Genomic DNA, 25765 nt, shown 5'->3' on the forward strand with positions numbered 1-25765 from the left:
AATCATCACCAGCGGCGTGGTGGCCGCTTTGCCGCCGTCGGAGTAGATGGTCTCGGTGGTAACGAACGTCTTGCGTATATCTGGATGCATGGTTAGAACCTTTAATGAGGATTGGGTTAACTTCATACTAAAGATGAATGATGGTATGCCATAATATGGGATTCTTATCTGACATCGCGGAATTTATAGGTGGGAAGTTAAAAGGTGGGTATTCAACTGGAATGTAAGTGCGCTTAAATATAAAAGTTATTGTTTATAAGTGAAATCTTCATTGATTTTAATGCACTATCTCAATGCGTGATTTTTATCAATACTTTCAATTAGTTGTGCTTGGTTATCTTTTTTATTACATTAATTTGGTGCAAATTTACAATCTAAAATTCAAAATTAAATAAAAATATACCCATTTGAATAATAAAAGTAAGTTGTGCTAATTTTGTGAAGAAGATAATCTGCATCATTGAGTTGGGGGGAAATCTTTAGGATGTGTTCGTTTGTGTGTGTAGTAATAAATATCCGAATGGAATTATAGTTTTTTCTTATGGCGTTAGAGATTTAATGGATTATTTACTAGTCGTTAGTTATTTAAATAAAAATAAAAAGAGTGTGTGAGCATTAATTTTTAATATTGAAAATTAGTAAGCTTCATCATTCTCAACGTAATGAATAATAGACAATAAACGTATTGGAACTTGCAATAATTTCTCAGGGCCGTGTGGCACCCCGCCGTCGAATGAAAGGCTATCGCCCGGAGACATAGGATAGAGGCGCGTGCCATGACGATAAATCAGTTCGCCTTCAAGTAAATAGAGAAACTCATGCCCCGGATGGCAAAAATTGGGAAACTCTTCACTGGCATCGTCCATGGTGACCAGAAAGGGTTCGTAAAGTTTTTGTGGGCCTTGAGCATAACTCAGCAAATGATAAGAGTGGCCGACTTCCGTGCCGGTGCGCACCACCTCCATCCCCTCACCCGCTTTAATCAACTGGGCGCCGCGTTTGGCCACATCATAGTCGCTAAATAACTTCGAAACCGGCAAACCAATGGCGTCACACAGGCGACTGATAATATCGAGACTGGTGGAAACGTGGGCGTTTTCCACCTTGCTGACCATGCCGACGCTGACACCTGCAATACGTGCCACATCGGATATTTTATAACCCTGTGAAATACGCCGCTGCTTCAGCGAGCGCGCGATATGCTGCTCCAGACTCAACGGGCTCTCTCGCTGACTGGTGGTAACCGGTTTGTTCATCGAGGCTTAATTTTCTCCGACATTTTGCGCAGGTTCCCCAGCTCAAATGATATACGTTGCGCGGTGGCTAATAACGCATTGCGCACCACCTCTTTCTGATGTGGGTCTTCCATCAGCGCATCGGGTCCAGAGACATTGATCGCCGCCACAATCTGGTTGTGATGATCGCGCAGCGCACAGGCAATTGCGGTGGCGAAATCGGACTGATGCTCAACCCAGCCCTGCATGCTGTCCTGCTGCACGGTCTGCTTCAGTTCCGGTAAGGTGCGCGGCGCTGAAACAGAATAGCCATCGAGTCGCACATGTTGATAGAGGCTATCCAGTTCTGCATCATTTAAGCCGGTGAGCAACACCCGACCCATGGCGCTGCAGTGACAGGGAATACGCGTACCAATGGGCACATTTACCGACAGGCGTTGCGAAGCAAACGAGCGATAAATATAGACCGCTTCCTGGCCTTCGCGAATGCTGAGATGGCACGACATTGAAACCGTATTACGCAGCGCATTTAAATGTGGCATGGCGATATCCACCACATCACGGCTGGCAAGATAGCTAAAGCCGTTGGAGATCACCTGCGGGCCGAGTTGATAAGTGTTCTTGGCCACTTTTTCGAGATAGCTCATCTCGGTGAGAGTGGTGACAATACGATAAATAGAGGAAGTAGAGACGCCAAGATGATCGGCAAAATCCTGCACTGTCAGCACGCGATCGCGACTGTTGAACATTTCAATAATGGTCAGACCGCGAAATAACGCGGGCACCGTGTAGTCATTTTCAGTGATAGCAGCCAGAGACATACACACCTGCATAGATGAAGCCGGGCCGTGGCCCGGAGAGTGAAAATCAGCGAGCAAACTCCGCCGTGGCATCAAGCAACACGTCCCAGAAATACGCCGCCATGGAGTAATCCACCAGCAGCCAAAACTGTTCTTTATTCGGCAACGAGGCATTGATGATTAACGCATTGGCGCGCGCGACAGAAGTTTGTGCCACTGCGCCAGGCAAAAATTTATCCGACGATAGGTCAACCGCACACAACTTCGCCATCACTGCCGCTTGCTGAGCGCCGCTTATAGACATCCACGCGTGCGTGTCCTGGCGCGGTAGCATAAAGCACGACAGCTCATTCATTTGCCATGACTGCTCCTCGTGTTGAATTCGCGAGGGTGCGTTATCTGCGGCCAGAATTAAAAATTCAGTCTGTGATAAACGCGCGACCAGTGAGTCGTCGCTTTGCCAGCAGCACTGATTTGGCTGAGCGGGCAGCGCAAAGCCGTGTTGTTGCAGATACCATGCGGCGTGGCGTCCGCGAAAACCCACGCGCGCCTGATGAGAGCAGTCTTTAAGGGTGATAGCGCCGTTATCAGCAGACACCGTCTCCAGATGATCCAGCGGTCCTGCCGCCAAAACGTGCATGTTTTGCATCATTACAGCTCCTGTCGCTGGTTTTCAGCATCATAAAAGGGCAACTTCACCACTAACGCGGTGACTTCCCTGCCGCCTTCAGTGCGAATGGTAATGCTATCGCCTGGGGTTGCCCGATCTGCTGATGCATAGGACATGCCAATTATCGCGTTCAGCGTGGGGGAATATTCACAGGACGTGACATTGCCGGTGATCCTTTCGCCTTCTAAGACTAAATGGCCTTCCATTGGAAGCGGTGATGCAGCGGGCAGTGTGAAAGCCACCAGTTTACGCACCGGCGGATGAGCATCGAGAATATCGATGGCGCGACGGCCAATAAATTCCGGTTTGGCTCGATTAACCGCCCAGCTCATGCTGATTTCCCCCGGATGGCTCATGCCGTCGGTATCCTGTCCGATAATCACGTGCCCCTTTTCCAGGCGCAGCAAACGCTGTGCTTCCACGCCAAAGGGTTTAATTCCGCAAGCGGCCCCTGCTCGCATCAAGGCATCCCACAACGCCTGGCCATAGCGGGTCGGCACATGGATCTCATAACCCAGTTCACCAACAAAGCCCACACGCAACAGGCGCGCGGGTATACCGGCCACCTTGCCTTCACGACAGGCTAAATACGGGAATGCTTCGGCACTCAAATCGAGTTCATTACACAACTGGCTTAGCACCTGACGCGAGTTGGGTCCCGCCAGATTGACCGCCGCCCACGCGGAGGAGACGTTGGCGATATCCACATCCAGCCGCCAGCGCGTATTCCACTGCAACATTGATTGATACACCCGCGCCACACCGCTGGTGGTGGCGGTGACATAAAAGTGGTTCTCCGCCAAACGGCAGGCCACGCCATCGTCAATCACCACGCCCTGTTCATTGGTCATCAGCGCATAGCGCGTACGTCCCACGGGCTGTTTGATAAAGGCAAAGGTATAAAGACGGTTAAGGAACTCTGCGGCATCCGGGCCGCGCAACTCAATGCCGCCCAGGGTCGACACGTCAATCAGTCCAACGTTATTACGCACATTGAGCGCTTCTGCCTGGACCGCTGTTTTTTTGTCGGTGCCAGGCTCAGTTTGATACCAGCCAGGACGCAGCCAGTTACCTGCTGGCATCATTTGCGCCTGCAAAGCCAGATGGCGTTGATGTATGGCCGTGACGCGCCACGGATCGAAATGACGTCCCGCCAGATGCGCCAGGCTCTCTGCGCTGAATGGGGGGCGCGCAGTGGTGACGCCGGTTTCGCTCACGCTGCGTGCGGTGGCCTGCGCCACTAAACGCGCGGTCGGTAATGCCGAATGTCGTCCTTGTGACGGTCCCATGCCCACGGTAGAAAAGCGTTTTACCAGTTGCACATCGCGATAGCCGTGTTTGGTGGCATTGATGATGTCTTTGATTTGCAGGTCTTCGTCGAAATCGACAAACTCTTTGCCTTTGGGATGAGCGAAGATTGGCCAGGGATGATTAATACGCGGTTTTTCTCCCTGCTGTTGTGGCAAAGTACTTATATTATTATTGATTCCCAACTGTTGTAGCACCATACGTCCGGCGTGGGTGCCATCCTGCACCACCTCCTCCAGCCCGTGCCAGCCGTTGATCGAACCGGCGGTGATCATACCCGCAGGTAAATGGCTCAGCGTAAAACTGGCGCTGGCGTCGTCATAGCTGAGTTTGCCACCGGCCTGACACGGCAGTTGCCAGGCAGGCATATATCCCGCAGACATGCAGAGCAAATCGCAATCAATAACTTTGCCGCTCGGCGCCACTTTTCCCTGACCGATAATGCTGCGCACCTCCACCGAAGAGACGCACCCGGTGCGGTCAGCAAAGGCTTCATAAACTGCGCTGTGGGCAATCAGTTCTATGCCCGCATGTTGCAACGGTTGCGTCAGCGCCCCATCCGGCAGTTGGCTGCGCAGGTCGACAATTGCGGCGACTTTAACACCTTGCTCATACAACGTCAGTGCTGCCAGATACGCATCGTCATTGCCGGTCAGTAATACAGCGCGCTGACCCGGTTTAACACCGTAATGCTGCATTAAACGCTGGGCAGCACTGGTTAACATCACACCTGGCAGGTCGTTATTGCGGAAAATCACCGGCTGGTCGTAGGCACCCGCAGCGATAACACAGCTGGTTGCACGTACTTTGTACATGCGCTGCCCCTGAATCACAGGTAAATAGTGATCTTTAAACCAACCGTTGCAGGTCGCATTAAGCAGTATGCGAATGTTCGGGTGCGCCTCCACACGGCGGGTCATAAACTGCAACACCTGCTCAGTCTGTTGCGCCTCGGCTGCCATCCGTGCCCAGCTGAGTGCGCCACCGAGCAGCGGCTGTTGCTCAACGACCAGCACCTGCGCTCCGCTGTCTGCGGCGGTCAGCGCAGCCTGTAATCCTGCCGGGCCACCGCCGACCACCAGCACGTCACAAAACAGATACGCCTTATCGTAGTAAGCTTCTTCGATATTGAGATTCAATACGCCCAGACCGGCTTTGCGGCGAATCAGCGGTTCCCAGCGCTTCCACATGCCCTTGGGTTTGTAGAACGCACGATAGTAAAACCCCACCGGCATAAAGCGTGAAAACAGCTGCATTTTGGCATCACGATCGTTATCCAGCGATCCGTTGTAGTTCTGACCGGTGACGGTGAGTCCCTGGGTTATCGGTTGCACATCGGCCAGCACGTTGGGTTCATCCGGCAACTGCACCAGCGTATTGGCATCCTGACCAAACATGCTGAGTACACCGCGTGGGCGATGGTATTTGAAGGAACGCGATAAAAGGTGACGCCCGCTGGCAATCACCGCGCTGGCAATCGAATCACCGGCAAAACCGCTCACCAGCTCACCTTCAAACGTGAATTGCAGCGGTTGTTGCCGATCGATCAGGCGCCCCATAGGAGCCGCTAAGCGCTTCTGGCTCATGATGTTACCTCCATGGCTACGCTGATGCTGGCGGGTAACGCGCTGCTGTGAGGATTGGGAAACACTTCGCTGGCGTCAAAAGTACGGATCACTTCATCGGTTAGGGTATTGCGCTGCGCAAGGAACCAGTAACTCGACGGAGTGTGGAACCACCATTCCGTCACCACACCAGCCTGGTTGTCTTCATAGAAGACGTAATCGGCCCATTCACGATCGCTACAGCTCAGCTGGTCAGGCACGATTTTCAACTCGCCACCGTAGGCGAATTCAGTGATATTGCGCGGCCCATTCAGCGGGCAATGCATAATTTTCATCTGGCTTTCCTTAGTGGCTGGCCGCCGTAGCGCCCATTTCATTAACCTGCTGGAAACGTGCAAAACGCTCCAGCTTAAACGGGGCGATCAGTTCCGGCGTTTTACCGCCGCTGGCGACTAACTCCGCCATGGTTTTGCCGCAGATAGGCGTGGCTTTGAAGCCCCACGTGCCCCATCCAGCATCAAGGTAGTAGTTCTTCAGCGGGCTTTCGCCCATGATTGGGCTGTAATCGGGTGTCATGTCGGTGATCCCCGCCCACTGACGCATCAGGCGCGCTTTCGCCAGGAACGGGAACATCTCAATACCGTGAGCGATCAGACTCTCTTTCAAATCCAGCGTTGATCGGGTGTTGTAGAGCGGATAAGGATCGGAACCGCCACCGAACACCACTTCGCCACGGCTGGTTTGCTGCACGTAACAGTGCAAGGCCGACGAACTGACCAGTGGATCGAGAAAGGGTTTCACCGGCTGCGTCACCATGGCCTGTAAGGGATACGACACTACCGGCAAGCGGAAACCGGCTTTTTGTGCCAGTAGCGAACTGTGCCCCGCCACAGCCTGCACCGCGCAGCCACAGCCCACCGTGCCGCGGTTGGTTTTCACTGCCGTAATGCGTCCCTCGGTGATCACCAAATCTTCCACCTCGGTCATTTGGTGAATTTCCACACCGCGCTTTGCTGCCTCTTTGGCATAGCCCCAGGCCACCGCATCGTGGCGTGCGGTGGCACCATCGATATGCCAGAGCCCGGCCAGCACCGGCAGATTGCCGGGATCGAGGTTAAGCGTTGGCACCAGCTCTTTGATCTGTTGACGATCAATCATCTCGGTGCGACCACCAAAGTGTTTATTGACCTCAGCACGCTGTCTGAAGGCGCGAACTGTGCTGTCGGTGTGGGCCAGCGTCAGCTGTCCGCGTTCGGAATACATGATGTTGAAATCAAATTCGTTCGACAGATTCTGGAACAGCTTCACCGACTCACTGTAAAAACGCACGCCTTCAGAGGTGAGATAATTAGAGCGGATCACTGCGGTATTGCGCGCCGTATTGCCACCTGCCAGGTAGCCTTTTTCCAGCACGGCCACATTGGTGATACCGTGGTATTTCGCCAGATAATAGGCAATGGCTAAGCCATGCCCCCCCCCGCCAATAATCACCACGTCATAATGTTTTTTCAGTTCACGCGGTGCGGGGATATCCACTTCTGCCGGATATTCTGACGACAGCCCGTATTTCAATAACGCTAATGGCATCTTCGTTCTCCTTAACCCGCCGCTTGCTGAAGTTGCAACTCAGCCGCCAGCACGGTGTTTTGCATCAGACAAGCGATGGTCATTGGGCCGACGCCACCAGGCACAGGGGTGATCGCTTTTGCCACCAGACTCACGCTGTCGTAATCCACATCCCCCACCAGTCGGCTGCTGCCGTCTGCACGGGTTACGCGGTTAATCCCGACATCAATCACCAGTGCACCCGGTTTTACCCAGCTGGCATCAATCATCTGTGGCTGGCCTACAGCAGCAATCAGGATGTCTGCCTGACGCGCCAGCTGCGCGGCATCCCGGCTTCGCGAATGCAGCGTGGTGACCGAACAGTGGGCATGCAGCAGCAAACTGGCCATCGGTTTGCCCACGATATTGGAGCGACCAATCACCACCGCGTGTTTGCCGCTCAGATCGCCGCCGTACTCCTGCAACAGCAGCAGGCAACCCAGCGGCGTACATGGCGTGATCACCCGATGACCCTGAACTAGGCCGCCGGCATTTTGCGGATGAAAACCATCCACATCCTTCACTGGTGAAATGGCCCGTACAATCGCGGCTTCATTAATCTGCGGTGGCAACGGCAGTTGCACTAATATGCCGTGTACAGTAGGGTCATTATTTAATTCGGCAATGGAAGCCAGTAGGCGCGCCTCGGTTAATTGTGCATCAAAGCGTAATTCAATCGATTTGATACCGACCTGTTCGGCGGTGCGTAATTTATTACGCACATAAACCTGGCTGGCAGCGTCATCCCCCACCAGCACCACCGCTAAACAAGGATTTATGCCCTGCTTTTTTAACTGGCTTACTTCCCTGGCGGTGTTTTCCAGTAATTTAGCCGCACTTTTTTTACCGTCGATATTGATGGCAATCGGTTGCGAGGTCAGCGTGGTTGTCATCAGAAAATCACCGTTTTATTTTCGTCGAGGAAGACACGATGTTCGGTGTGATATTTCACCGCTCGGGCCAGCGCAATGGTTTCAGTATTTCGTCCTACCACGATTAAGTCATTAGGGCGATGTGTGTGATTAACGCGTTGCACTTCCTGATCGATAATCGGTCCTTCATCTAAATCAGAAGTCACATAATGCGCCGTGGCCCCAATCAGTTTCACGCCACGTTCATACGCCTGGTGATACGGCATCGCGCCCTTGAAACCAGGCAGGAACGAGTGATGAATATTGATGGCCCGGCCCGCCAACTGTTTACACAGGTTGTCCGAGAGGATCTGCATATAGCGCGCTAACACAACCAGTTCGGTTTGCGTTTCCTCCACGATCTTGATCAGCTCGGCTTCCTGCTGTGCCTTGTTTTCTTTGTTCACCGGCAGGTAAATAAAGCGGATACCTTCTCGCTCCGCCATAGGCCGTAGATCCAGATGATTAGAGACAATGGCGGTGATGTTAATATTCAGCTCGCCCTTATTACGTCGATAGAGCAGATCCGTCAGGCAATGGTCAAACTTACTCACCATGAGCAAGACTCGCATTGGCTCAGACGTATCGAAAATATCCCACTGCATATTTAAACGCTCGGCTATCGCGGCGAAATCTTTTTTTAGCGTGGCAATATCTGCGCTAAGGTTTTCATTAAAGCGAAAACGCGCACGCAGAAAGAAATGCCCTAAGTGCTCATCGTCATACTGCGACAACTCGCTGATGTAACATTGACTTTGACTCAGGAACCCCGTCACAGCGGCGATTATTCCCGAGGTCGCAGGACAGGTTGCAGTAATAATGAAATCACGGACAGATGCAGACATAGCCACTCCACACAGGTGAATGAATTAATTTATGAGTGAATGAATATCAGCTTTGCGCCAACCAAAAAGCCACATTGCGATTCTTATTTAACACAATTAATTCATCTCGCACTGCTTGTCTAGCGACATTTTATAAATCACTCAAAATCATCCCCCCTCTTCATTAATTATTGATATATGAACTTTGATTTTCATATTTGAATATGTAGTTGGATTTTATTTGCCTGTGAAGGGCCGTATTTAAATCACGAGAGTTAAGTATCATGACCAAGCCCCAAATTGGGGAGCCTAACCCCGACAAATATTCATTACTGATGACAGATTTTAGCGAATCGAGGCCGCCGCTCTGTGCAAGGCATTCACACTGATGGGTTAAATAACCATAATGAATTGAAATAATTGAATTTTTTACTTTTTATCCAACAGCCGATTCATTCTGGCACGGCTCCTGCATTTTCCTGTCAGTGAAAAAATATTCCTCACGAGAATACAACACGGTCCACGCACTCAAGCAGCGTGCCCCATTTCATCGCGGTAAAGAGGTAGTTATGTCACCTGAACAGGCCAGGCAGTTTTTACAGGACAACAATGTGCGCTATCTGCTCGCACAGTTCGTTGATATTCACGGCACGGCAAAAACCAAATCGGTGCCGGTTAAGTGCTTGATGGATGTGGTGGAAAAAGGCGCGGGCTTTGCCGGTTTCGCCATTTCAGGCATGGGCATGGAGCCGCAAGGACCCGATTTCTGCGCACGTGGCGATCTCAGTACCTTGTCACTGGTGCCATGGCAGCCGGGTTATGCGCGTATTGCCTGCAACGGTTACGTTAACAAGCAACCGCATCCTTATGACAGCCGTGTGGTATTGATGAAACAGGTTGAGCGGCTGGCTGAAAAAGGCTGGACGCTAAACAGCGGCCTGGAACCGGAGTTCTCCCTGTTCACGCGCGGCGAAAATGGCTCCCTGCTGCCTGCCGATAGCAGCGATACGCTGGCGAAACCCTGCTACGACTATAAAGGCTTGTCCCGCGTGCGCCCGTTCCTGGAAAAACTCACCGAGTCGCTGCAGGAAGTCGGTTTTGATGTCTACCAGATTGACCATGAAGACGCTAACGGTCAGTTCGAGATCAATTACACCTACAGCGACGCATTGACCTCAGCTGACCGCTTTACCTTTGTGCGCATGGCAGCGGCGGAAATCGCCCATGACCAGGGTCTGTTGTGCTCGTTTATGCCAAAACCCTTCGCTGACCGCCCCGGAAACGGTATGCATTTCCATCTGTCGATGGCCGATCGTGACGGCAATAACATCTTCCATGATGCCAGCGATCCGCAAGGTCTGGGCTTGTCGAAAATGGCCTATCACTTTATGGCGGGCATGCTACATCACGCCAAAGCCCTGTGTGCCTTTGCCGCGCCCACCGTCAACTCTTACAAGCGCTTAACCAGCGGCGGTTCAGCCACGGGCGCAACCTGGGCACCGGTGTTCATCACCTACGGTGACAATAACCGCTCCGCCATGGTGCGAATCCCTTATGGCCGCCTTGAGTTGCGCCTGCCCGATACCGGCGCGAATCCTTATCTGGTACATGCGGCGATCATCGCTGCCGGACTGGATGGTGTGGCGCGTCAACTTGAACCCGGCAAAGCGCAGAACGGGAACCTGTATGCCCTTTCTGCCCAGGATTGCCAACGAGAAGGCATTGAACTGCTGCCGCAAAACCTGAAAGAAGCGCTCGATTCACTCGCGGCGGACGAGATTCTGCGCGAATGCATGGGTGCGGAGATCGTTGACGAGTTCATTAAGGTTAAGCGCCAGGAGTGGCAAGAATATCACCGTCATGTTAGCGAGTGGGAAACCCGTCGCTATCTCGAATTCTTTTAATGTAACCCTGCAAAGCAAAGGAAATTCTATGTGTGGAATTGTCGGACTCTATTTTAAAAATGCAGCGATGGAGCAGCAGTTGGGCGATTTGTTCCGCCCAATGCTGATCTCGATGACCGAACGTGGCTGCGACAGCGCTGGCTTTGCCGTGTACGGCGATGAATACGATGCAGGCATCAAACTGACGCTGCGCAGTGATGATGCCAGTTTTAACTGGAACGGCCTGGCCGATCGCCTGGCGACTGACTTTGGCAAGGTTGATGAGTGGTTCCAGAACAACAGTGTGGCGGTGTTTAAGCTGCCCATCGATGAAACCACTGCGCTGACATGGCTGGCTCAGCATGCACCGGAAATCGACGTGATGAGTGCCGGACACAGTATCGAGATCCTTAAAGGTGTCGGTCTGCCGGCAGAAGTCGCCGACCACTTCAATCTCGGTAAGATGAAAGGCAGCCACGCGATTGGCCATACCCGTCTTGCCACCGAAAGTGCCGTGACGATCCAGGGCAGCCATCCGTTCTCCACCGGCATGGATCTTTGCCTAGTGCACAACGGTTCTCTCTCGAACCACAATCGCCTGCGCGAAAAACTCAAGCGTGCCGGGATTCAGTTTAAAACAGAGAACGATTCCGAAGTGGCTGCGGGCTATCTCGCGTGGCGCCTGACACAGGGTGATTCGTTGCAGGTGGCGCTGGAGAACGCGCTTAAAGATCTCGATGGCTTCTTTACCTTCACCATCGGCACGCGGGACGGCTTTGCGGTACTGCGCGATCCCATCGCCTGTAAACCGGCAGTGATCGCAGAAACTGATGACTACGTCGCCATGGCCTCCGAATACCGTGCACTGGCAAATCTGCCGGGCATCAAGGACGCCAAAGTGTGGGAGCCGGAACCGGCAAAACTTTACGTGTGGGAGCGCAACAGCACCCAGACTGCAGGAGCAGTGTGATGATGAAAACTTACGACTTAAGTCATGGCGTGCGCGAACTGAATCAGGCATTGCACGATGCCAACCTGACGAAAGAGATCAAAAGCTGGCAGGTAATTAATCCGGCCGGTGCGCATAACATCGCCTGTGGCGTGAATGATAACGTTGATATCACCATTGAAGGCCATGCCGGTTATTACTGCGCGGGCATGAACCAGAAAGCATCGATTACGGTGCAGGGTAACGCCGGGGTCGGCGTAGCGGAAAACATGATGTCCGGCTCAGTGCGCGTAAAAGGTGATGCTTCGCAATCTGCAGGCGCGACCGGCAACGGCGGTCTGTTGGTGATTGAAGGTAATGCGGCCGCTCGCTGCGGTATCTCCATGAAAGGCATCAATATTGTGGTGAAAGGCGATATCGGCCCGATGAGCGCCTTCATGGCACAGGCCGGGTGTCTGGTGGTGTGCGGCAATGCCGGTGAAGCACTCGGCGATTCGCTGTATGAAGCACACATCTATGTGAAAGGCAGTGTCGCCTCATTGGGCGCAGATTGTGTGCAGAAAGAGATGCGCGCGGAACATATCGAAGAACTCGGTTTGCTGCTGCAACAAGCCGGCTTCGATGAGTCACCAACCGCCTTTACGCGCTACGGTTCGGCCCGTCAGCTTTACAACTTCAAAGTGGATAACGCGTCAGCGTATTAAGAGTGGAGAACACCATGAGCGATAAATACAATCCGGCGTTACGCGAATCCGCCACTTATACCCGTTCGGTGATTGCCGAAATCCAACGCGCTGCTGAAACCGGCATCTACGACATTCGCGGCTGGGGTGCCAAGCGCCAGGTGCCGCATTTCGACGATTTGCTGTTTCTGGGTGCGAGCATGTCACGCTATCCGCTGGAAGGCTACCGTGAAAAATGCAGCACTGAAGTGGTGCTAGGAACGCGCTATGCGAAGAAGCCGCTGGTCATCAGCACGCCCGTCACCATTGCAGGCATGAGTTTTGGTGCTTTGTCAGCGCAGGCTAAAGAAGCGTTAGGTCGAGGCGCTTCTGCAGTGGGAACCTCAACCACAACAGGCGATGGTGGTATGACGCCGGAAGAGCGCGGGCAATCGAGTAAGTTAGTTTATCAATATCTTCCATCACGCTATGGCATGAACCCGGATGATCTGCGTAAAGCTGATGCCATCGAAGTGGTGCTCGGCCAGGGTGCAAAACCTGGTGGCGGCGGCATGTTGCTGGGACAGAAAATTTCCGAGCGCGTGGCCAAAATGCGCTGCCTGCCGCAGGGTATCGATCAGCGTAGTGCCTGTCGTCACCCTGACTGGACCGGCCCGGACGATCTGGCGATTAAAATTGCCGAACTGCGTGAGATCACCGACTGGCAGGTGCCGATTTACGTCAAAGTGGGTGCAACCCGCACCTATTATGATGTGAAACTGGCGGTACAGGCTGGTGCTGATGTGGTGGTGGTGGATGGTATGCAAGGCGGAACCGCCGCGACCCAGGATGTCTTTATTGAACATGTGGGTATTCCCACCATGGCGGCGATCCCGCTGGCGGTTCAGGCATTGCAGGAACTCGGCGTACACCGTGAAGTGCAGCTGATCATTTCCGGCGGTATCCGCAACGGCGCGGACGTCGCTAAAGCCATTGCCTTGGGTGCCGACGCGGTAGCGATCGGTACTGCGGCACTGATTGCCTTGGGTGATAACAATCCGCGTTATGAGGAGGAGTATAAAAAGCTGGGTTCAGCCGCTGGTTTTTATGACGACTTTCAGGAAGGCAAAGATCCTGCGGGGATAACCACCCAAGATCCCGAGCTGAGCAAACGTCTTGATCCTGAACTGGCCGGTAAAAAGCTCGCCAACTACCTGCGCGTGTTAACGCTTGAAGCGCAAACTCTGGCACGTGCCTGCGGTAAATCGCACCTGCACAATCTGGAGCCAGAGGATTTGGTGGCATTAAATGTGGAAGCGGCTGCCATGGCACGCGTCCCACTGGCCGGAACCAACTGGATTCCCGGTCAGGACCTGAAATAACTCCCCTTCACGCCTCTGCTTTGCGGAGGCGTTTTTTTGACTGCTACTGCTGAGGTGCGTAATGAAACGAACGATGCTATTCGCGTTGCCTGTTGTGCTGTGCAGCTTTCCGGCTTTTGCCGCGCCAATGTTAAACAGCGGCGACGCGGCTTTCATGTTTGTCACAGCACTGCTGGTGCTGTTGATGACCTTACCAGGATTGGCGCTGTTTTATGGTGGTATGGCGCAGAGTAAGAATGTGTTGTCCGTGTTGATGCAGGTGTTTAGCGTCACCGCACTGGTCGCGATTCTGTTTACGCTCTACGGCTATAGCTTTACCTTTACCGATGGCAAAACGCTGAATAGCGTCATAGGCAGTGGTGAAAAAGTTTTCCTGAAGAATATCACGGTTGATTCGCTGGTCGGCACGGTGCCTGAGTACGTCTACATCTTCTTTATGATGACCTTTGCTGCGATTACACCCGCATTAATCACCGGCTCATTCGCCGAGCGAGTCAAATTCAGTGCGGTTTTAGTGTTCATGGCAATCTGGGCAACCATCAATTACATCCCTTTGGCGCATATGGCATGGGGCGGCGGTTGGATGGCGACCTTGTCGGTGCAAGATTTTGCTGGTGGGAATGTTGTACACATCAACTCCGGCATTGCCTCACTGGTGGCTGCGCTGATTATTGGTCGTCGACATAACTTCGGCAGCGTCGCGCTGACGCCTCACAACATGACGATGACCATGACCGGCGGCGCGATGCTGATGCTGGGATGGCTGGGCTTTTGTGGTGGCTGTGCGCTGGCAATTAACGGCTATGCCATGCTGGTGGTATTGAACACACTACTGGGTGCATTTGGTGGCGCTGTGGCGTGGATGTTTATCGAGTGGCGACTTCAAAAGCGCCCTAGCCTGTTAGGGATTGTTAGCGGCGCGGTGGCCGGTATGGTCGGTATTACGCCTGCTTGTGGTTATGTCGGACCAGTAGGAGCTATTTGTGTCGGTATCCTCACTGCACCCTGCTGCATGGCGTTTGTCACATTAATTAAACATCGCTTGAATTTAGATGATGCATTTGATGTCTTTGCCATTCACGGTATAGGCGGCATAGTGGGTGGAATCTTGACCCCAATTTTCGCTCTTACTACCTTAGGCGGTAGCGGATTCATTGAAGGACGCGCACTGGCGGAACAACTGCTAATTAATAGCGGAGTGATTATTTTCAGCATTGTGTTTTCAGCTATCACCAGTTGGATTGCGTTGAAACTTACAGGCCTGTTGACTAATGGCTTGCGAGTTGATCGCGAGGATGAATTTGATGGGTTAGACGTCACCACTCATGGTGAAGTTGGGTATCGAAATAATTAACGACGCGTTTCAAAGCCCCATTGCATCATATGCGAGCAATGCGGGCTTAAGCGTCGACATCGAAAGTACGCCATGCGTAAATTATGTTAAATAAGGTATCTGAAGGTGTACTCAAAACTGTGCCAGGCTATCACCCGCTCACTATAGAAATAACTGCTGATATCCAATAAAAACTATCCCGGCGCGGTTGGGCGGGATGGTTTATTTACTGATTTAATAGCTTCTTCTTAGCTTCATTTAATGCATTCTGTAGCCAGTAAAAATTCAATGCATTGACTTAATAAGAAAATTCGATCTTGGGGTCATCTGCACCGTTTTCTTGATGTAAAAGAGCAATGAATTCCTCATCACAATCAATTTCGACTATCAGCTGCCCATAATTGATGTCACTTGCGATTACGATCTTTAATTGATCTTCATGTTTCATTTGTCAGGTTCCATAAAACACGGAAATTGCCCTGGGGATCAAATCTAGCTCCGCGCTCATCTGGCGCAATGACATCGAATCCGCCAAATCGGTTCCTTTCTTTTACAGAAGACCCAGGAGCTTTAATTATCACAACCAGTATTTTCTGTCCCTATTCATTCATCTATGCAGGTGTGCCCTTAGCTACAGGATACCCCCCGGCGTCGCTGGAGATGTACTGCACTTTTCAGTTGGAGGGTATTCAAAATGGCGGGCTGATCATCTTCGATGAAACATGAAATTTACAACACGTGAATTATGCTAATTTGGTTCTTTAAATGCACCTAAAGTTGGTTGTCCATTGCTCATCTCAGGCAATGAGAAACTATTTATATTAATTGAAGTGGATTGTGTTGAATGATTATAAATAACCGGGAATCCCCCTATTCCTAGGGGGAATGTTCTCTACCTGTCCCCCCCATAGATTGGTGGAGGGGCCCGGGGTTGCTCTTTTAAATAAACTACGATATGAATGTATACTAACTTTAGTATTAGGAAATGTAAAGGTATGACTACGTTAGTTGCGTGGATAGGGGTAGACACTCATGGACCCGCTTCAGTTTACATAGCATCTGATAGCAGAATTAGTTGGAAAAACGTCGAAAATACATGGGATTCAGTTAGAAAGGTCTTTGCAACATATTCTTATCCAGAGCTCTTCGGTTACAGCGGTCGTGTTGAGTTTCCTGTCCATATCCTAAATCAGTTAGTGAATGCTATAGATAATGGGTTGCTATTCTCCGTTGAGGCCGCGTTTAATGAAAAATTAGAAGCAATAACAAATTTTATTCAGAATAGTTTATCAGAAGTACCTCGGAAACAAAGCGGATCTGGAACCATAATCTATGCAACCCGTATCGGGAATAAAATGTGTTCGCATTTTCATGTTGTTGAAATAAAATTTAAGGATGGAGATATCACATTTGAGGAAAAGCCGCTATCTACCTCATCAGATATTGTTGCATGCTCTGGGGCTGGAAGGACAGAACTGAATTCCATGCACGAAAAATGGTGTGGCGGAGTAAAAGAAATAGGCTTCAGTAGATTTGTTTTTGGTGCTTTATGCGATACTTTAAAAAAAGGAAATGATAAATATTCAGGCGGTGCCCCTCAATTAGTGGGCTTATATAGGCATACGCCTGGTCTGAATTTTGGCATCATATTCAATGGGAAAAGATATTTCAGTGGTAAACCGATGGACGACTTCAATAACCTACTTTCTAGGATTGAATGGAGGAATGAGCTTTTCGAACGTTGTGACGGCGCCAATATGTCCAAACTAAAAGACGCTCAAGCCCAACCTCGCGTATAGTGGCGCGTTAATCAAGCGAATTTTTTAGGTATTAATTTAATTATCATTTATGACTTTAAATGCCAACCAACAATAAAGCCTCAAAAAGTAGAAATTTCATTGATATTCTAACCTTATTTAATAAGGCTTTTATCACCCTAGCCCCTCGTAAGCACTAGGGTCTAATAATGGACCATCTTCACAACTCTAACTTCATATAATAGTCTTTATATGAAGTTAGGATCCTTCAGAAGATCCAGGTATGATGGGATCCTCGGCGCGTATCAATCTACGTGTTCGAAAATACGGCGCAGCTGCGCGAGTTCTGACGGTATAATCCCCTGCACTTTTATCAGAATTCACGTAGCTGCGCCTGACGGCATTCCGGTCTAAAAAGTGAGCATAATGGCTGAATTATCACCTGCGGCGGGTCTGGTTCCCGCTGACGACAGCGATATGGCCGATCGGCTGCGCGAGTTCGTGCAGGATCGCGAGGCGTTCTCCGGCAACACCTGGAACCAGCTCCTGAGCGTGATGCGGATTGGCAGCCGCTGGGCAGATGAACACGGCCGGCGCATTCTGCCGATGTCGCCCGCCGACCTGCGCGACTATCTGCTGTGGCTGCAGGCATCGGGACGCGCATCCTCGACCATCAGCACGCACGCCGCGCTGATTTCGATGTTACACCGTAACGCCGGGCTGGTGCCGCCGAACCGCTCTCCGCAGGTTTTTCGCGCGGTGAAGAAAATTAACCGTACCGCAGTGATCGCCGGCGAACGCGCGGGCCAGGCCGTCCCGTTCCGGATCGGCGACCTGCTCAGCCTGGATGCACGATGGTCAGACTCTGAACGACTGCAGCAGCTGCGTGACCTGACGTTTCTGCACGTGGCCTACGCCACCCTTCTTCGCGTCAGCGAACTGGGGCGGCTGCGCGTGCGCGACGTTTCACGTGCGCCGGACGGCCGGATCGTGCTTGACGTGGCCTGGACCAAAACCATTGTGATGACCGGCGGCCTGATTAAGGGGCTGGGCGACCTGTCTTCCCAGCGGCTGACGGAGTGGCTGACAGCCTCCGGGCTGATTGCCGAGCCGGATGCCTTCATCTTCAGTCCCGTACACAGAACAAACCGCGTTCGGACCGAGACGAAGCGGCCGCTTTCCACGCGCGCGCTCGAGGACATTTTTGCCCGCGCATGGCAGGAAGCCGGTGCGGGCCAGGACATGAAGCCCAACAAAAACCGCTACCACGGCTGGTCGGGTCACAGCACCCGCGTCGGCGCCGCGATCGACATGGCCACAAAGAAATACAGTACCGCACAGATCATGCAGGAAGGTACGTGGAAGAAGGCGGAAACGGTGATGCGCTATATCCGGCACGTTGACGCGCACGCGGGCGCTATGGTGGACCTGATGGACCGATCCGCTCAGTAAACCATGACGGACCGCGGGCTGATGACATACCCGTCTTCATAACCAGCCATGCTCTGACTGCTGCGCATTCGGACAGAAAAATCCCCCTGCCGCTGGTAGAATGGATGTCCTGCGCTGCCGTTGCGGCTGCCTGAAAATACCACGCGTGACATGACGGAGATCCAGATGTCGGTCGATAAAAACGGTTTCATTTTGCTTCCTGATTTCAGCGGGTTCCAGCCAGCCTTTTCTGCACTGGTCAGCGATGCGATTAAGAGACTGAACGCGGCGTTGCCAGACCTGATCCACAGTGTTTATGTCTACGGAAGCCTCATCGACGGCACGGCGACAGAAACGCTGTCAGATCTCGACCTTACCGTCATATACCGCCGTGAACCGGAAGCAGACGAAGTTGCACAGACAGACACCATCAGGTCTGAAGTTGAACAGGATTATCCGGTTGTCAGTAAAATTGACATCGATCCGGGCGTGCTGGAAAACGTGATGCTGCCGGATAACGTAAATCTATGGGGCTACTGGCTGAAGCATCACTGCGTGTGCGTGTACGGTGAAGATCTGCGGACTCGCTTTGAACCTTTCAGGCCTTCCCGTGACATTGCCGTTGCCGTTAACGGAGATTTTCTCGCCGTACTGAATGGCTACGTTGCCATGATGAAGCCCACACTGGAACCAGCGCAGCGTCATGGCCTGCAGCGGGCGGCTGCACGTAAGGCGATTCGTTCTACAAACTTACTGAGAGAAGAGAACGATCGGGACTGGCCGGTTTCCCTGGAAGAGCTGTGTGAAAAATTTAATGACAGGTATCCGGCTCTGTCCGAGGAGATGGACTATCTGCTGAGCATCAGTTACCGTCCCCGGGGCGACATAATGGCATTCGCCAGCAGGATCACGACTTTTGCCTACTGGCTTAATGCAGAATTTCACACGCGCCAGCGCTGATAACGTAAATATGCAGCGGGTCAGGCGCGGTACTCTCAGAAGAAAAATCAGCTCTGCAGGTAAGCACGAACGAGTGACGGGAAAACAGAACGATGAGTAACAAAACGACGCCGGTCCCGCACGATGCGGCTTTCAAGGCATTCCTGACCCACCCAGATACCGCGCGTGACTTTATCCAACTCCACGTACCCGCAGAGTTTCGCGCGATATGCGATCTCAGCACACTCAGACTTGAGTCGGGCAGTTTTGTGGAAGAAGATCTTCGTGCCTATTACAGTGACGTACTTTACAGCGTAAAAACGACAGAGGGTGACGGCTACATTCACGTTCTTATTGAACATCAGTCTACTCCCGATCGGCACATGGCCTTTCGACTCATGCGTTACGCCATAGCAGCCATGCAGCGCCATCTTAATGCGGGAAATAAAAAGCTGCCGCTTGTCGTCCCGGTTCTGTTTTATACCGGTCGACGCAGCCCTTATCCTTATTCTACGGACTGGCTGCAGGAGTTCAGCGATCCGGAAATGGCAGCCAGACTGTACGGCACTGCATTTCCCCTGGTCGACGTTACTGTCATCCCCGACGACGAGATAATGACTCACCGCAGCATGGCAGCCCTGACCCTGCTCCAGAAGCACATTCATCGCAGGGATTTGTCGGAGCTGCTCGATCGGCTTGCCGCTACGCTGCTGACCGGACATCTGACGGGACAGCAACTCGTATCGCTGATAAACTATCTCATACAGGCAGGCGAAACCAATGACGCTGAAGCCTTTGTACGTAATCTGGCACAAAGAGTGCCGCAGCATGAGGAGGCTCTGATGACAATCGCACAGCAGCTGGAACAGAAAGGTATTGAAAAAGGCATGCAACTGGGAGAGCACAAAAGCAGAATCGATATTGCTGAGAAACTCCTCAAAAACGGCATGGCTCTTAACTTAGTTAAAGAGATGACCGGCCTCTCAGAGGAAGAATTAGCCAAAATCCGCCACTGACAGTTAATCCTTGATAGGTGCGCTACACCCACAGGTGTCTTATGTTTACTATTGCACAACAGCTGGAACAAAAAGGCATCGAAATTGGCCGCCATCTTGGAGAAATAAAAGGACGCGAGGAGGGCAAATTTGAAGAGAAGCTTGAACTCGCAGGCAAGATGCTTAAAAGAGGTTACCCCCTTCAGGCAATTAAAGAGCTGACCGGAGTGTCAGACGAGATTCTTGCCGGAATTGTTCACCGATAACTGATTTATGCTTCCTTCAGCATGCACGCAGTTGATGAAGAAGGGGAACCGTAGCGTCTGATTCGCGTTGCCATCCTGCCCGTGTTAGTAGTGCATCAACTGCTGAAATATCAGCGGTGATTCGCACAGCCAGTGTTTTAACCTGGCGTCCATCCTCCCCAAAGCCCGTATCCAAGTCGCTTTTTCTGATAAACAGCCCCGGAACAGTTGGGCTTAGTTTTACTGCATGACGCCCTTCCCACTCGGTTTCGTTGAGCACGCCGTAGTTAATGCCTGTCAGAGTAATCGCGTGCATAACGTGCTGCAGCCTGAACAGGTCATTCTGTTCCAGCAGCTCGCCACTGCTTGCGCGCCAGAGGTATTCCAGTTTTCCGGGTAAATCTGCCCGCAACCCCTTCTCTCTGCCTTCTTTCAGCAACCACCGGATATCGCCAGCCAGTTCACGGCGAAACAGCCGCTTCTTTTCAGCGGTGGCCAGCCACCGGCACAAAAATAGGTTCTCCTGTGCGGGAGAATTTACCGTTCCGCTCTTTCGTGCCATGTGCAGAGCAATCAGTCCGCACCAGGCAAGGTGGTCAGCGTAGACGTCAGAGGATGCCAAATTAAAACCTGCTAATTCTTTTTGAGTTTATGAAAGTTTTACAGAGCCACCACAGATGGTGTAATGCAGAAAGGAGCTTAGCCAAACTCAGCCAAAATTTCATCTCTTGCAGGAATAATTCAACGTTATCAGGCTAATCCGGAAGGTTTGTACTTACAACTAACTGAACCTGACATAATTAATTAAGTTAGTCAGGATACTGGCCTTGCTGCTGAAAGCAGTCCAAGCTTAAGGAAGGTTTTCATCTGAAACTGGCTGAGCGATTTCAGTCTGCATAGCAGGCACACACATGAACGTTTTAGCCTGCATATTCTCAAGCTATGAGGTCAACTGCGCTTCTGTTCGGACCGCGCTGTACACCAGCCTCTAGATTGAGGAGATAATGCCGGACATTCTCACCCGCCTGGCGAGTTATTGTTCGGCATTATTGGTGGCCGGCTGGAAACTGGAAATTATCCAGCGTTAATAAAACCAGCATGTGGAGAGAGTAAACACAAGCGTAATGGATTTCGGTGGTTCGAGTGTAACCATCTTTTTAACCAAACCGTGTTTCAGCAGCCACCTGCGTGTTTTGCCCCGTAGGTGGCCTGGTCAACGGTGTATTTGTCTCCGGCACTTGAAGAAAGTTGCTGAATGAGTCCCTTACATGAGAAGCCCATCATCGTGAGATACTGCTTCGCACTTCTCACCGCTTCCTGGTTCCAGTCAACGTTCAGGCTGTCCACTGCTACCGTAGCGTCAGAAATATCGAAACCATCCCCCGCATCCGATGAGAGTTGATTAATAAGTCCGTCCCGTGAGAAGCCCATCATACTGAGATACTGCTTTGCAGATCTAACGGCATTTGTTTGAGGCCCGGTCAAATCTCCCGCCCATGTGGGCCCTGCGATAAACAAAGCGGCAGTTATTACGATCTTCAAAAAATTCATTGAAATATCTCCATATCCTATACGGTACCTCTAACGCTCTCTAAGCCACAGGCTCGCGGATCAACTTTACAGGTGGCCACGTGTAAAAGGGAAATTACCCAATGTCAGGCTCTTAGCTAATGCTTAGCCAAAAGTAATTTCGGGGGCGAGTGCATTCTGACCTTTCATGCATGCGCGCCACGCGCTGCCTTCGACACCATTATCCAGATAGGTAGATTTAGCATAAGGAATGCCTTTCCTGACGGTCTGAGTGAACGCGCCATCGGTACGGGACGTAACATAGTAGGCGCCATCAAGAGAATATTTACCGGTGATATTCTTGGCCTGAGAAGCTTTCGACGTATTAAGAATATAATCGGTACAGTCTTTCGCCGCTGATTCAATCACCTGGAAGCGCGCATCTTCCGGGGGCGTTTGTTGCTGATGAGAGGCACAATTTGTTAGCGCCATAACCACAGCTGAAATGAACACAGCCCTTAACTTCATATGACACCCCGATTTTAAATGAATTCTCACCTGTTATCGGCATTTTCACGGCATCCTTTAACAGCCATTGGCTGAATCAATTTTCTGTCATTCCGCTCTCAGAAAGCAGCTCATCGGCAGCTGTATCGGTTTTCGCACCCAGTCGATCCTCTTCCTGCCCGACCGCCGTTTAAGCAGCGGCCTTTCAGGCGCACTGAAGTCAGACGGTCGCAGACGAAAGAAAGAATCCGCGGCAACTCCTACAGCAACGAAGAACCCAGTAGTTACAGCATTCATTCAAGCAATCAGTACAGTTCCGACCCTTCGGGTCGGGCGGCGGCGGGTTTTCCAGGGGAAAATCTGGGCTGGTACGGGGAAACAGGCGCGTTTTTGAGCGCTAATACAGGTGAGTTTGTTCAGGACCGGGCGCAGACTTGTTGTCCGGAGGGGCTCTTTGCCCGAGGTCGGCTCGGAGTTGTGGAGGACATTGGATTAATGTTTGTTGTAACTAATAAGGTTTACTGCTCTCAGGTAAGTGCTGCTACCGCTAAGGTTAAAATCGATTGCTATCCTTCTCCACTCAAACCAAGTCAGTGAAAACTCAGCATATGCTGTGCTAAGGTAGAAACGACTTTGGTGAATTTAGCTTATATGAATGGCGCTCGGGAGATGGGATGAAAAATCCAGCTTTAAATCGCGGTGTTAAAGCGACCACTCTATGGCAGCGTTTTACTCAGCTGGCACGGAAGACTCATGCAGGATGCATAACCTGGGCAGCTAGAAGAGGATTGCCGGATTTTGCAGGCCGCTTACCTGTACCACTTGCCTGCATCACTCTTATTTCTGTCGCCATTGCTTGCGGTCTTTTCATCGGAGCTATATTGCTGCTCATCTCAGCTTTAGCATACATGTTATGCAACATCAGCCTTAGCGGGGATGAAGACGATTATCGTGAAGAAGTAACTTACGGTACTGAATGGAGAAATGGTGATGAGGGTACAGGTATTTATACTGGCCCGGAAAATGGTCCCGGGCCTTCATATAGGATCGACACTGATGATTATGACGATTAAGGAGTGAAGTCCTTTAATAGTAAATTCAGAATCGCCTAAAGTTTGATTGCTCTTTTTGCAGTGTCTGCAGCACCTCCTCCTGCCTTCTGTACATCAGAAGTTCCGTTATTAAATGCCCCATCAAGTGCCCCTCCTACTCTCACCCCGGCCCAGGACAGCGCCCCCATCCAGACCGCAGGCAGCACCAGAAACATCGTGGCCATCACGAAGTTCATGATTAGGTCATCCGAACTGTTCTGGAAGCCGGCCATATTAAAGCTGCTGTGTGTATCTGAGCTGTAAAGCGCGGTCAGCAGCCAACTGTCGAGCCAGCGGGCCAGCTCCCACCAAAACGTCAGGAAGTTCAGCGCAAAGAGCACGAATGTGAGCGTTATGACCGTTTTAATCTCGTAGGCAGAGAAAGCCAGAATAAGCGGCAGAATCACGACAATTGCCATGAGCAGCACGGCCTGGACCATTGGCAGCGCCTGACGCATAGCATCAAACGCCGGGAACGCAGCCAGACTGCCTAATGCGGTTCCACCTATCGCCGCCACGCGGGAAACGGAGTTATCAAGCGTAAAATCGGCATTACCACCGTAGCCGGCATAAACGTGTCCGCCCTGTGAAACCGTCAGGCTCTCCGGGCTGACAAGACGGCGAATAATGGCTTCCCTGTAGTCATCCGTATTGCCTCCAATCATTGTCATGGCAGCTGAGAGGCGGGTCCACAATCCCGGGTCAGCCTGTTCAACAACGTGGGCCTGAAGTCCGGTTTCTGCTTTAGTCCACCATTCACTGCAGGTCGGATACCCGCCCCGGCCTGTATCCGGCCTTCCACTGTCACGGCTTTCATTCCACGGGAACTCTGCCCGGGGCGTTTTTGATTGTAGGCTGCCATAATAATTACTGAGGAAGGTTTTACTGCCAACCCACTCAATATCCCGCAGCGTGGCTTTGTCTTTCGTCTGCCCCTGATCCTGACGTTTCCACATATAGTGAACCATGAGTGCCCGGGTAATGCCCTGCATTCATGAAATAGTAGTGTGACAAGAAATACAATAGGAGAAAACTTCTGTGACTGTTCAGGTATGGAAATAAACATGTCCCAAAAAGAATTAGTACGTGGAACATCACGCCTTAAGTTCTGAACCAGCTAAACGGTTCGGGTCAGACTCAACCCAACTACACCGCTAACTAAGTCAAGACAGTGTGTTAGAAAGAATAACATAAATTCAATGGATTAGTGGCAATAACACTTGGCAGTTCAATGAATCGCTCTTGACCCGCCAGCCCATGGGAGAAATTTAGGTTGATGGATTCACGGATTGAAAAATGCACGCACCTGTTCGCCGATTAAACCTCGCTTGATTTAGCACGAAACTCCACAGCATTTTATCCTGAAGAAAATCCAGCTCACTCTTGAGCGAACGATTGAAGACCATAACAGTAAATTCTGCCTAAAGGTGGCAGTTACCTCTTACAAAATTGCACTTAGCAGTAAATTGCACCTTAGTGGGAAGGCATCTTACATGTGCCATTCCATCCGTGCATATGCCGAGCGGGTTGCGTAGAAATTGCCAGGAGAACGTTGTAATCGCCATCTAATTTCCTTTCTAATTCGTACTTCACCATTTGATACTGGCGAACCCACATTTGGCAATGCGGTGCTACTGTATCCGATAACGCCACCAGGGAGACGCGTAAAATAATTAAAGCTGCTGATAAGTTACAGTGCTCATTATGGTGACTGGAGTTCCAATATGATAAAGCTGCTGCCGCGTTGAGAAAATTTCTCCTTTGTGGAAGCTTGAAATAGACAATGTGTCAAAAAATTTAACAGGTACCGGCATCATAAATGCCGGCATGAAAAGTAAAAAACGCTCCGCTAGAGCGCAAAGCGTTTTTAAGTGAGCCAGGTGGATTCCTTTCCGTAAATTGATCCTTAACGCGTTCACCACATAGTATTTCTCCTCATGCCTTACTTTTCCAGGTACTGACCAGACCTGACTCACTTTTACGATGAAGTAAAGGATACGCGACACTCGTCACCACGAAACTGATAATCCATGAAACATCCACACCCGGTATTAAATTCGCATAGGGACCGGAAAAGAATGCATTTTCAACAAAGGGCACCTGCACTATAATTCCGGCGAAGTAGACCAGCAAGGCCTGGGTATTCAGCAATCCATAACGTCCG

The 25765-nt window shown here is 51.3% G+C and carries 24 protein-coding genes and 2 pseudogenes; 11 read left to right on the plus strand and 15 right to left on the minus strand.

Annotated elements, in window-relative coordinates; genetic code table 11:
* Positions 1-635: 635 nt before the first annotated feature.
* Genes IAE30_RS29125 through purU form a run of 8 tightly spaced genes read right to left on the minus strand, consistent with a single transcriptional unit; the run spans position 636 to position 8939 of the window.
* On the minus strand, positions 636-1256 hold the full coding sequence (locus tag IAE30_RS29125; RefSeq protein WP_200681570.1) for an XRE family transcriptional regulator: 621 nt from the start codon (positions 1254-1256) through the stop codon (positions 636-638).
* Positions 1253-2056, minus strand: coding sequence for an IclR family transcriptional regulator (locus tag IAE30_RS29130; RefSeq protein ID WP_200681571.1), 804 nt, complete (start codon positions 2054-2056; stop codon positions 1253-1255). The genes IAE30_RS29125 and IAE30_RS29130 overlap by 4 nt, the downstream gene beginning before the upstream one ends.
* 46 nt (positions 2057-2102) lie before the next feature.
* Positions 2103-2687 carry a sarcosine oxidase subunit gamma gene (locus IAE30_RS29135; RefSeq protein WP_200681573.1) on the minus strand — a complete coding sequence of 195 codons (585 nt, stop codon included), beginning with the start codon at positions 2685-2687 and terminating at the stop codon, positions 2103-2105.
* Complete coding sequence (locus tag IAE30_RS29140) at positions 2687-5599, minus strand: 2Fe-2S iron-sulfur cluster-binding protein (RefSeq protein ID WP_200681574.1); 2913 nt, start codon at positions 5597-5599, stop codon at positions 2687-2689. The genes IAE30_RS29135 and IAE30_RS29140 overlap by 1 nt, the downstream gene beginning before the upstream one ends.
* Entirely contained in the window at positions 5596-5913 is a 318-nt protein-coding gene (locus IAE30_RS29145) for a sarcosine oxidase subunit delta (RefSeq protein WP_200681575.1), read from the minus strand. The genes IAE30_RS29140 and IAE30_RS29145 overlap by 4 nt, the downstream gene beginning before the upstream one ends.
* Before the next feature lie 10 nt (positions 5914-5923).
* Positions 5924-7165, minus strand: coding sequence for an FAD-dependent oxidoreductase (locus IAE30_RS29150; protein ID WP_200681576.1), 1242 nt, complete (start codon positions 7163-7165; stop codon positions 5924-5926).
* Between the two features lie 11 nt (positions 7166-7176).
* Positions 7177-8076, minus strand: a complete 900-nt coding sequence (locus IAE30_RS29155) for a bifunctional 5,10-methylenetetrahydrofolate dehydrogenase/5,10-methenyltetrahydrofolate cyclohydrolase (protein WP_234472899.1) — start codon at positions 8074-8076, stop codon at positions 7177-7179.
* Positions 8076-8939 carry a formyltetrahydrofolate deformylase gene (purU, locus tag IAE30_RS29160; RefSeq protein WP_200681577.1) on the minus strand — a complete coding sequence of 288 codons (864 nt, stop codon included), beginning with the start codon at positions 8937-8939 and terminating at the stop codon, positions 8076-8078. Before purU ends, IAE30_RS29155 begins: the two co-directional genes overlap by 1 nt.
* 548 nt (positions 8940-9487) lie before the next feature.
* Here purU and glnT point away from each other — a divergent pair.
* From glnT to IAE30_RS29185, 5 genes are all read left to right on the plus strand, one after another.
* Positions 9488-10822, plus strand: coding sequence for a type III glutamate--ammonia ligase (gene glnT / locus IAE30_RS29165; RefSeq protein WP_200681578.1), 1335 nt, complete (start codon positions 9488-9490; stop codon positions 10820-10822).
* Positions 10823-10850: 28 nt separating this feature from the next.
* Positions 10851-11771, plus strand: coding sequence for a glutamine amidotransferase family protein (locus tag IAE30_RS29170; protein WP_200681580.1), 921 nt, complete (start codon positions 10851-10853; stop codon positions 11769-11771).
* Positions 11771-12454 (plus strand): protein glxC, encoded by a 684-nt coding sequence (locus IAE30_RS29175; protein ID WP_234472900.1) that lies wholly within the window; start codon positions 11771-11773, stop codon positions 12452-12454. Before IAE30_RS29170 ends, IAE30_RS29175 begins: the two co-directional genes overlap by 1 nt.
* Before the next feature lie 14 nt (positions 12455-12468).
* The gene (locus IAE30_RS29180) at positions 12469-13794 is read left to right on the plus strand and encodes an FMN-binding glutamate synthase family protein (RefSeq protein ID WP_084931594.1); all 1326 of its coding nucleotides are present in this window, start codon (positions 12469-12471) and stop codon (positions 13792-13794) included.
* Between the two features lie 61 nt (positions 13795-13855).
* Entirely contained in the window at positions 13856-15148 is a 1293-nt protein-coding gene (locus IAE30_RS29185; RefSeq protein ID WP_234472901.1) for an ammonium transporter, read from the plus strand.
* A gap of 277 nt (positions 15149-15425) precedes the next feature.
* Here IAE30_RS29185 and IAE30_RS29190 read toward each other — a convergent pair whose 3' ends face one another.
* Positions 15426-15575 carry a hypothetical protein gene (locus IAE30_RS29190; protein ID WP_234472902.1) on the minus strand — a complete coding sequence of 50 codons (150 nt, stop codon included), beginning with the start codon at positions 15573-15575 and terminating at the stop codon, positions 15426-15428.
* A 547-nt stretch (positions 15576-16122) separates the two neighbouring features.
* Here IAE30_RS29190 and IAE30_RS29195 point away from each other — a divergent pair.
* Positions 16123-16926: a hypothetical protein gene (locus IAE30_RS29195; RefSeq protein WP_200681581.1), complete on the plus strand. Its 804-nt coding sequence runs from the start codon at positions 16123-16125 to the stop codon at positions 16924-16926.
* A 384-nt stretch (positions 16927-17310) separates the two neighbouring features.
* Entirely contained in the window at positions 17311-18336 is a 1026-nt protein-coding gene (locus IAE30_RS29200) for a tyrosine-type recombinase/integrase (protein WP_200681582.1), read from the plus strand.
* Here IAE30_RS29200 and IAE30_RS29205 read toward each other — a convergent pair.
* Positions 18330-18527: a hypothetical protein gene (locus IAE30_RS29205; protein ID WP_200681583.1), complete on the minus strand. Its 198-nt coding sequence runs from the start codon at positions 18525-18527 to the stop codon at positions 18330-18332. The genes IAE30_RS29200 and IAE30_RS29205 overlap by 7 nt on opposite strands.
* Between IAE30_RS29205 and IAE30_RS29210 the strand changes: the two genes are divergently transcribed.
* The 3 genes from IAE30_RS29210 to IAE30_RS29220 all read left to right on the plus strand — a co-directional run bounded on the left by IAE30_RS29210 (position 18502) and on the right by IAE30_RS29220 (position 20515).
* The gene (locus tag IAE30_RS29210; RefSeq protein ID WP_200681584.1) at positions 18502-19275 is read left to right on the plus strand and encodes a nucleotidyltransferase domain-containing protein; all 774 of its coding nucleotides are present in this window, start codon (positions 18502-18504) and stop codon (positions 19273-19275) included. The genes IAE30_RS29205 and IAE30_RS29210 overlap by 26 nt on opposite strands.
* Before the next feature lie 92 nt (positions 19276-19367).
* The gene (locus IAE30_RS29215) at positions 19368-20270 is read left to right on the plus strand and encodes an Rpn family recombination-promoting nuclease/putative transposase (protein ID WP_200681585.1); all 903 of its coding nucleotides are present in this window, start codon (positions 19368-19370) and stop codon (positions 20268-20270) included.
* Positions 20271-20311: 41 nt separating this feature from the next.
* The gene (locus tag IAE30_RS29220; RefSeq protein WP_200681587.1) at positions 20312-20515 is read left to right on the plus strand and encodes a hypothetical protein; all 204 of its coding nucleotides are present in this window, start codon (positions 20312-20314) and stop codon (positions 20513-20515) included.
* A gap of 16 nt (positions 20516-20531) precedes the next feature.
* On the opposite strand, the gene IAE30_RS29225 is transcribed toward IAE30_RS29220, so the two are convergent.
* The 3 genes from IAE30_RS29225 to IAE30_RS29235 all read right to left on the minus strand — a co-directional run bounded on the left by IAE30_RS29225 (position 20532) and on the right by IAE30_RS29235 (position 22531).
* A complete protein-coding gene (locus tag IAE30_RS29225; RefSeq protein ID WP_200681588.1) occupies positions 20532-21116 on the minus strand; it encodes a DUF2913 family protein in 585 nt (194 codons plus the stop codon).
* Positions 21117-21667: 551 nt separating this feature from the next.
* Positions 21668-22045 carry an Ltp family lipoprotein gene (locus IAE30_RS29230; RefSeq protein ID WP_255530360.1) on the minus strand — a complete coding sequence of 126 codons (378 nt, stop codon included), beginning with the start codon at positions 22043-22045 and terminating at the stop codon, positions 21668-21670.
* A 123-nt stretch (positions 22046-22168) separates the two neighbouring features.
* Positions 22169-22531, minus strand: a complete 363-nt coding sequence (locus IAE30_RS29235) for a hypothetical protein (protein WP_200681589.1) — start codon at positions 22529-22531, stop codon at positions 22169-22171.
* 653 nt (positions 22532-23184) lie between these two features.
* Here IAE30_RS29235 and IAE30_RS29240 point away from each other — a divergent pair.
* A complete protein-coding gene (locus tag IAE30_RS29240; protein WP_200681590.1) occupies positions 23185-23583 on the plus strand; it encodes a hypothetical protein in 399 nt (132 codons plus the stop codon).
* Between the two features lie 35 nt (positions 23584-23618).
* Here IAE30_RS29240 and IAE30_RS29245 read toward each other — a convergent pair.
* A pseudogene (locus tag IAE30_RS29245) lies at positions 23619-24560 on the minus strand (conjugal transfer protein TraG N-terminal domain-containing protein); the annotation flags it as partial.
* Between the two features lie 976 nt (positions 24561-25536).
* Positions 25537-25765, minus strand: a pseudogene (locus IAE30_RS30185) (cytosine permease); the annotation flags it as partial.

Origin of the sequence: Pantoea sp. S61 (assembly GCF_016625145.1) — a bacterium.
GTDB lineage: Bacteria > Pseudomonadota > Gammaproteobacteria > Enterobacterales > Enterobacteriaceae > Pantoea > Pantoea rwandensis_B.

Excerpts from the sequence above, each read along its gene's own strand:
- IAE30_RS29195 (WP_200681581.1), top strand. The coding sequence starts at position 16,123 with ATGACTACGTTAGTTGCGTGGATAGGGGTAGACACTCATGGACCCGCT.
- IAE30_RS29220 (WP_200681587.1), top strand. The coding sequence starts at position 20,312 with ATGTTTACTATTGCACAACAGCTGGAACAAAAAGGCATCGAAATTGGC.
- IAE30_RS29145 (WP_200681575.1), bottom strand. The coding sequence starts at position 5,913 with ATGAAAATTATGCATTGCCCGCTGAATGGGCCGCGCAATATCACTGAA.
- IAE30_RS29170 (WP_200681580.1), top strand. The coding sequence starts at position 10,851 with ATGTGTGGAATTGTCGGACTCTATTTTAAAAATGCAGCGATGGAGCAG.
- IAE30_RS29155 (WP_234472899.1), bottom strand. The coding sequence starts at position 8,076 with ATGACAACCACGCTGACCTCGCAACCGATTGCCATCAATATCGACGGT.
- IAE30_RS29205 (WP_200681583.1), bottom strand. The coding sequence starts at position 18,527 with ATGAAACCGTTTTTATCGACCGACATCTGGATCTCCGTCATGTCACGC.
- IAE30_RS29230 (WP_255530360.1), bottom strand. The coding sequence starts at position 22,045 with ATGAATTTTTTGAAGATCGTAATAACTGCCGCTTTGTTTATCGCAGGG.
- IAE30_RS29215 (WP_200681585.1), top strand. The coding sequence starts at position 19,368 with ATGAGTAACAAAACGACGCCGGTCCCGCACGATGCGGCTTTCAAGGCA.
- IAE30_RS29235 (WP_200681589.1), bottom strand. The coding sequence starts at position 22,531 with ATGAAGTTAAGGGCTGTGTTCATTTCAGCTGTGGTTATGGCGCTAACA.
- IAE30_RS29240 (WP_200681590.1), top strand. The coding sequence starts at position 23,185 with ATGAAAAATCCAGCTTTAAATCGCGGTGTTAAAGCGACCACTCTATGG.
- IAE30_RS29185 (WP_234472901.1), top strand. The coding sequence starts at position 13,856 with ATGAAACGAACGATGCTATTCGCGTTGCCTGTTGTGCTGTGCAGCTTT.
- IAE30_RS29150 (WP_200681576.1), bottom strand. The coding sequence starts at position 7,165 with ATGCCATTAGCGTTATTGAAATACGGGCTGTCGTCAGAATATCCGGCA.
- IAE30_RS29140 (WP_200681574.1), bottom strand. The coding sequence starts at position 5,599 with ATGAGCCAGAAGCGCTTAGCGGCTCCTATGGGGCGCCTGATCGATCGG.
- IAE30_RS29190 (WP_234472902.1), bottom strand. The coding sequence starts at position 15,575 with ATGAAACATGAAGATCAATTAAAGATCGTAATCGCAAGTGACATCAAT.
- IAE30_RS29135 (WP_200681573.1), bottom strand. The coding sequence starts at position 2,687 with ATGATGCAAAACATGCACGTTTTGGCGGCAGGACCGCTGGATCATCTG.
- IAE30_RS29175 (WP_234472900.1), top strand. The coding sequence starts at position 11,771 with ATGATGAAAACTTACGACTTAAGTCATGGCGTGCGCGAACTGAATCAG.
- IAE30_RS29125 (WP_200681570.1), bottom strand. The coding sequence starts at position 1,256 with ATGAACAAACCGGTTACCACCAGTCAGCGAGAGAGCCCGTTGAGTCTG.
- IAE30_RS29210 (WP_200681584.1), top strand. The coding sequence starts at position 18,502 with ATGTCGGTCGATAAAAACGGTTTCATTTTGCTTCCTGATTTCAGCGGG.
- IAE30_RS29180 (WP_084931594.1), top strand. The coding sequence starts at position 12,469 with ATGAGCGATAAATACAATCCGGCGTTACGCGAATCCGCCACTTATACC.
- purU (WP_200681577.1), bottom strand. The coding sequence starts at position 8,939 with ATGTCTGCATCTGTCCGTGATTTCATTATTACTGCAACCTGTCCTGCG.
- IAE30_RS29200 (WP_200681582.1), top strand. The coding sequence starts at position 17,311 with ATGGCTGAATTATCACCTGCGGCGGGTCTGGTTCCCGCTGACGACAGC.
- glnT (WP_200681578.1), top strand. The coding sequence starts at position 9,488 with ATGTCACCTGAACAGGCCAGGCAGTTTTTACAGGACAACAATGTGCGC.
- IAE30_RS29130 (WP_200681571.1), bottom strand. The coding sequence starts at position 2,056 with ATGTCTCTGGCTGCTATCACTGAAAATGACTACACGGTGCCCGCGTTA.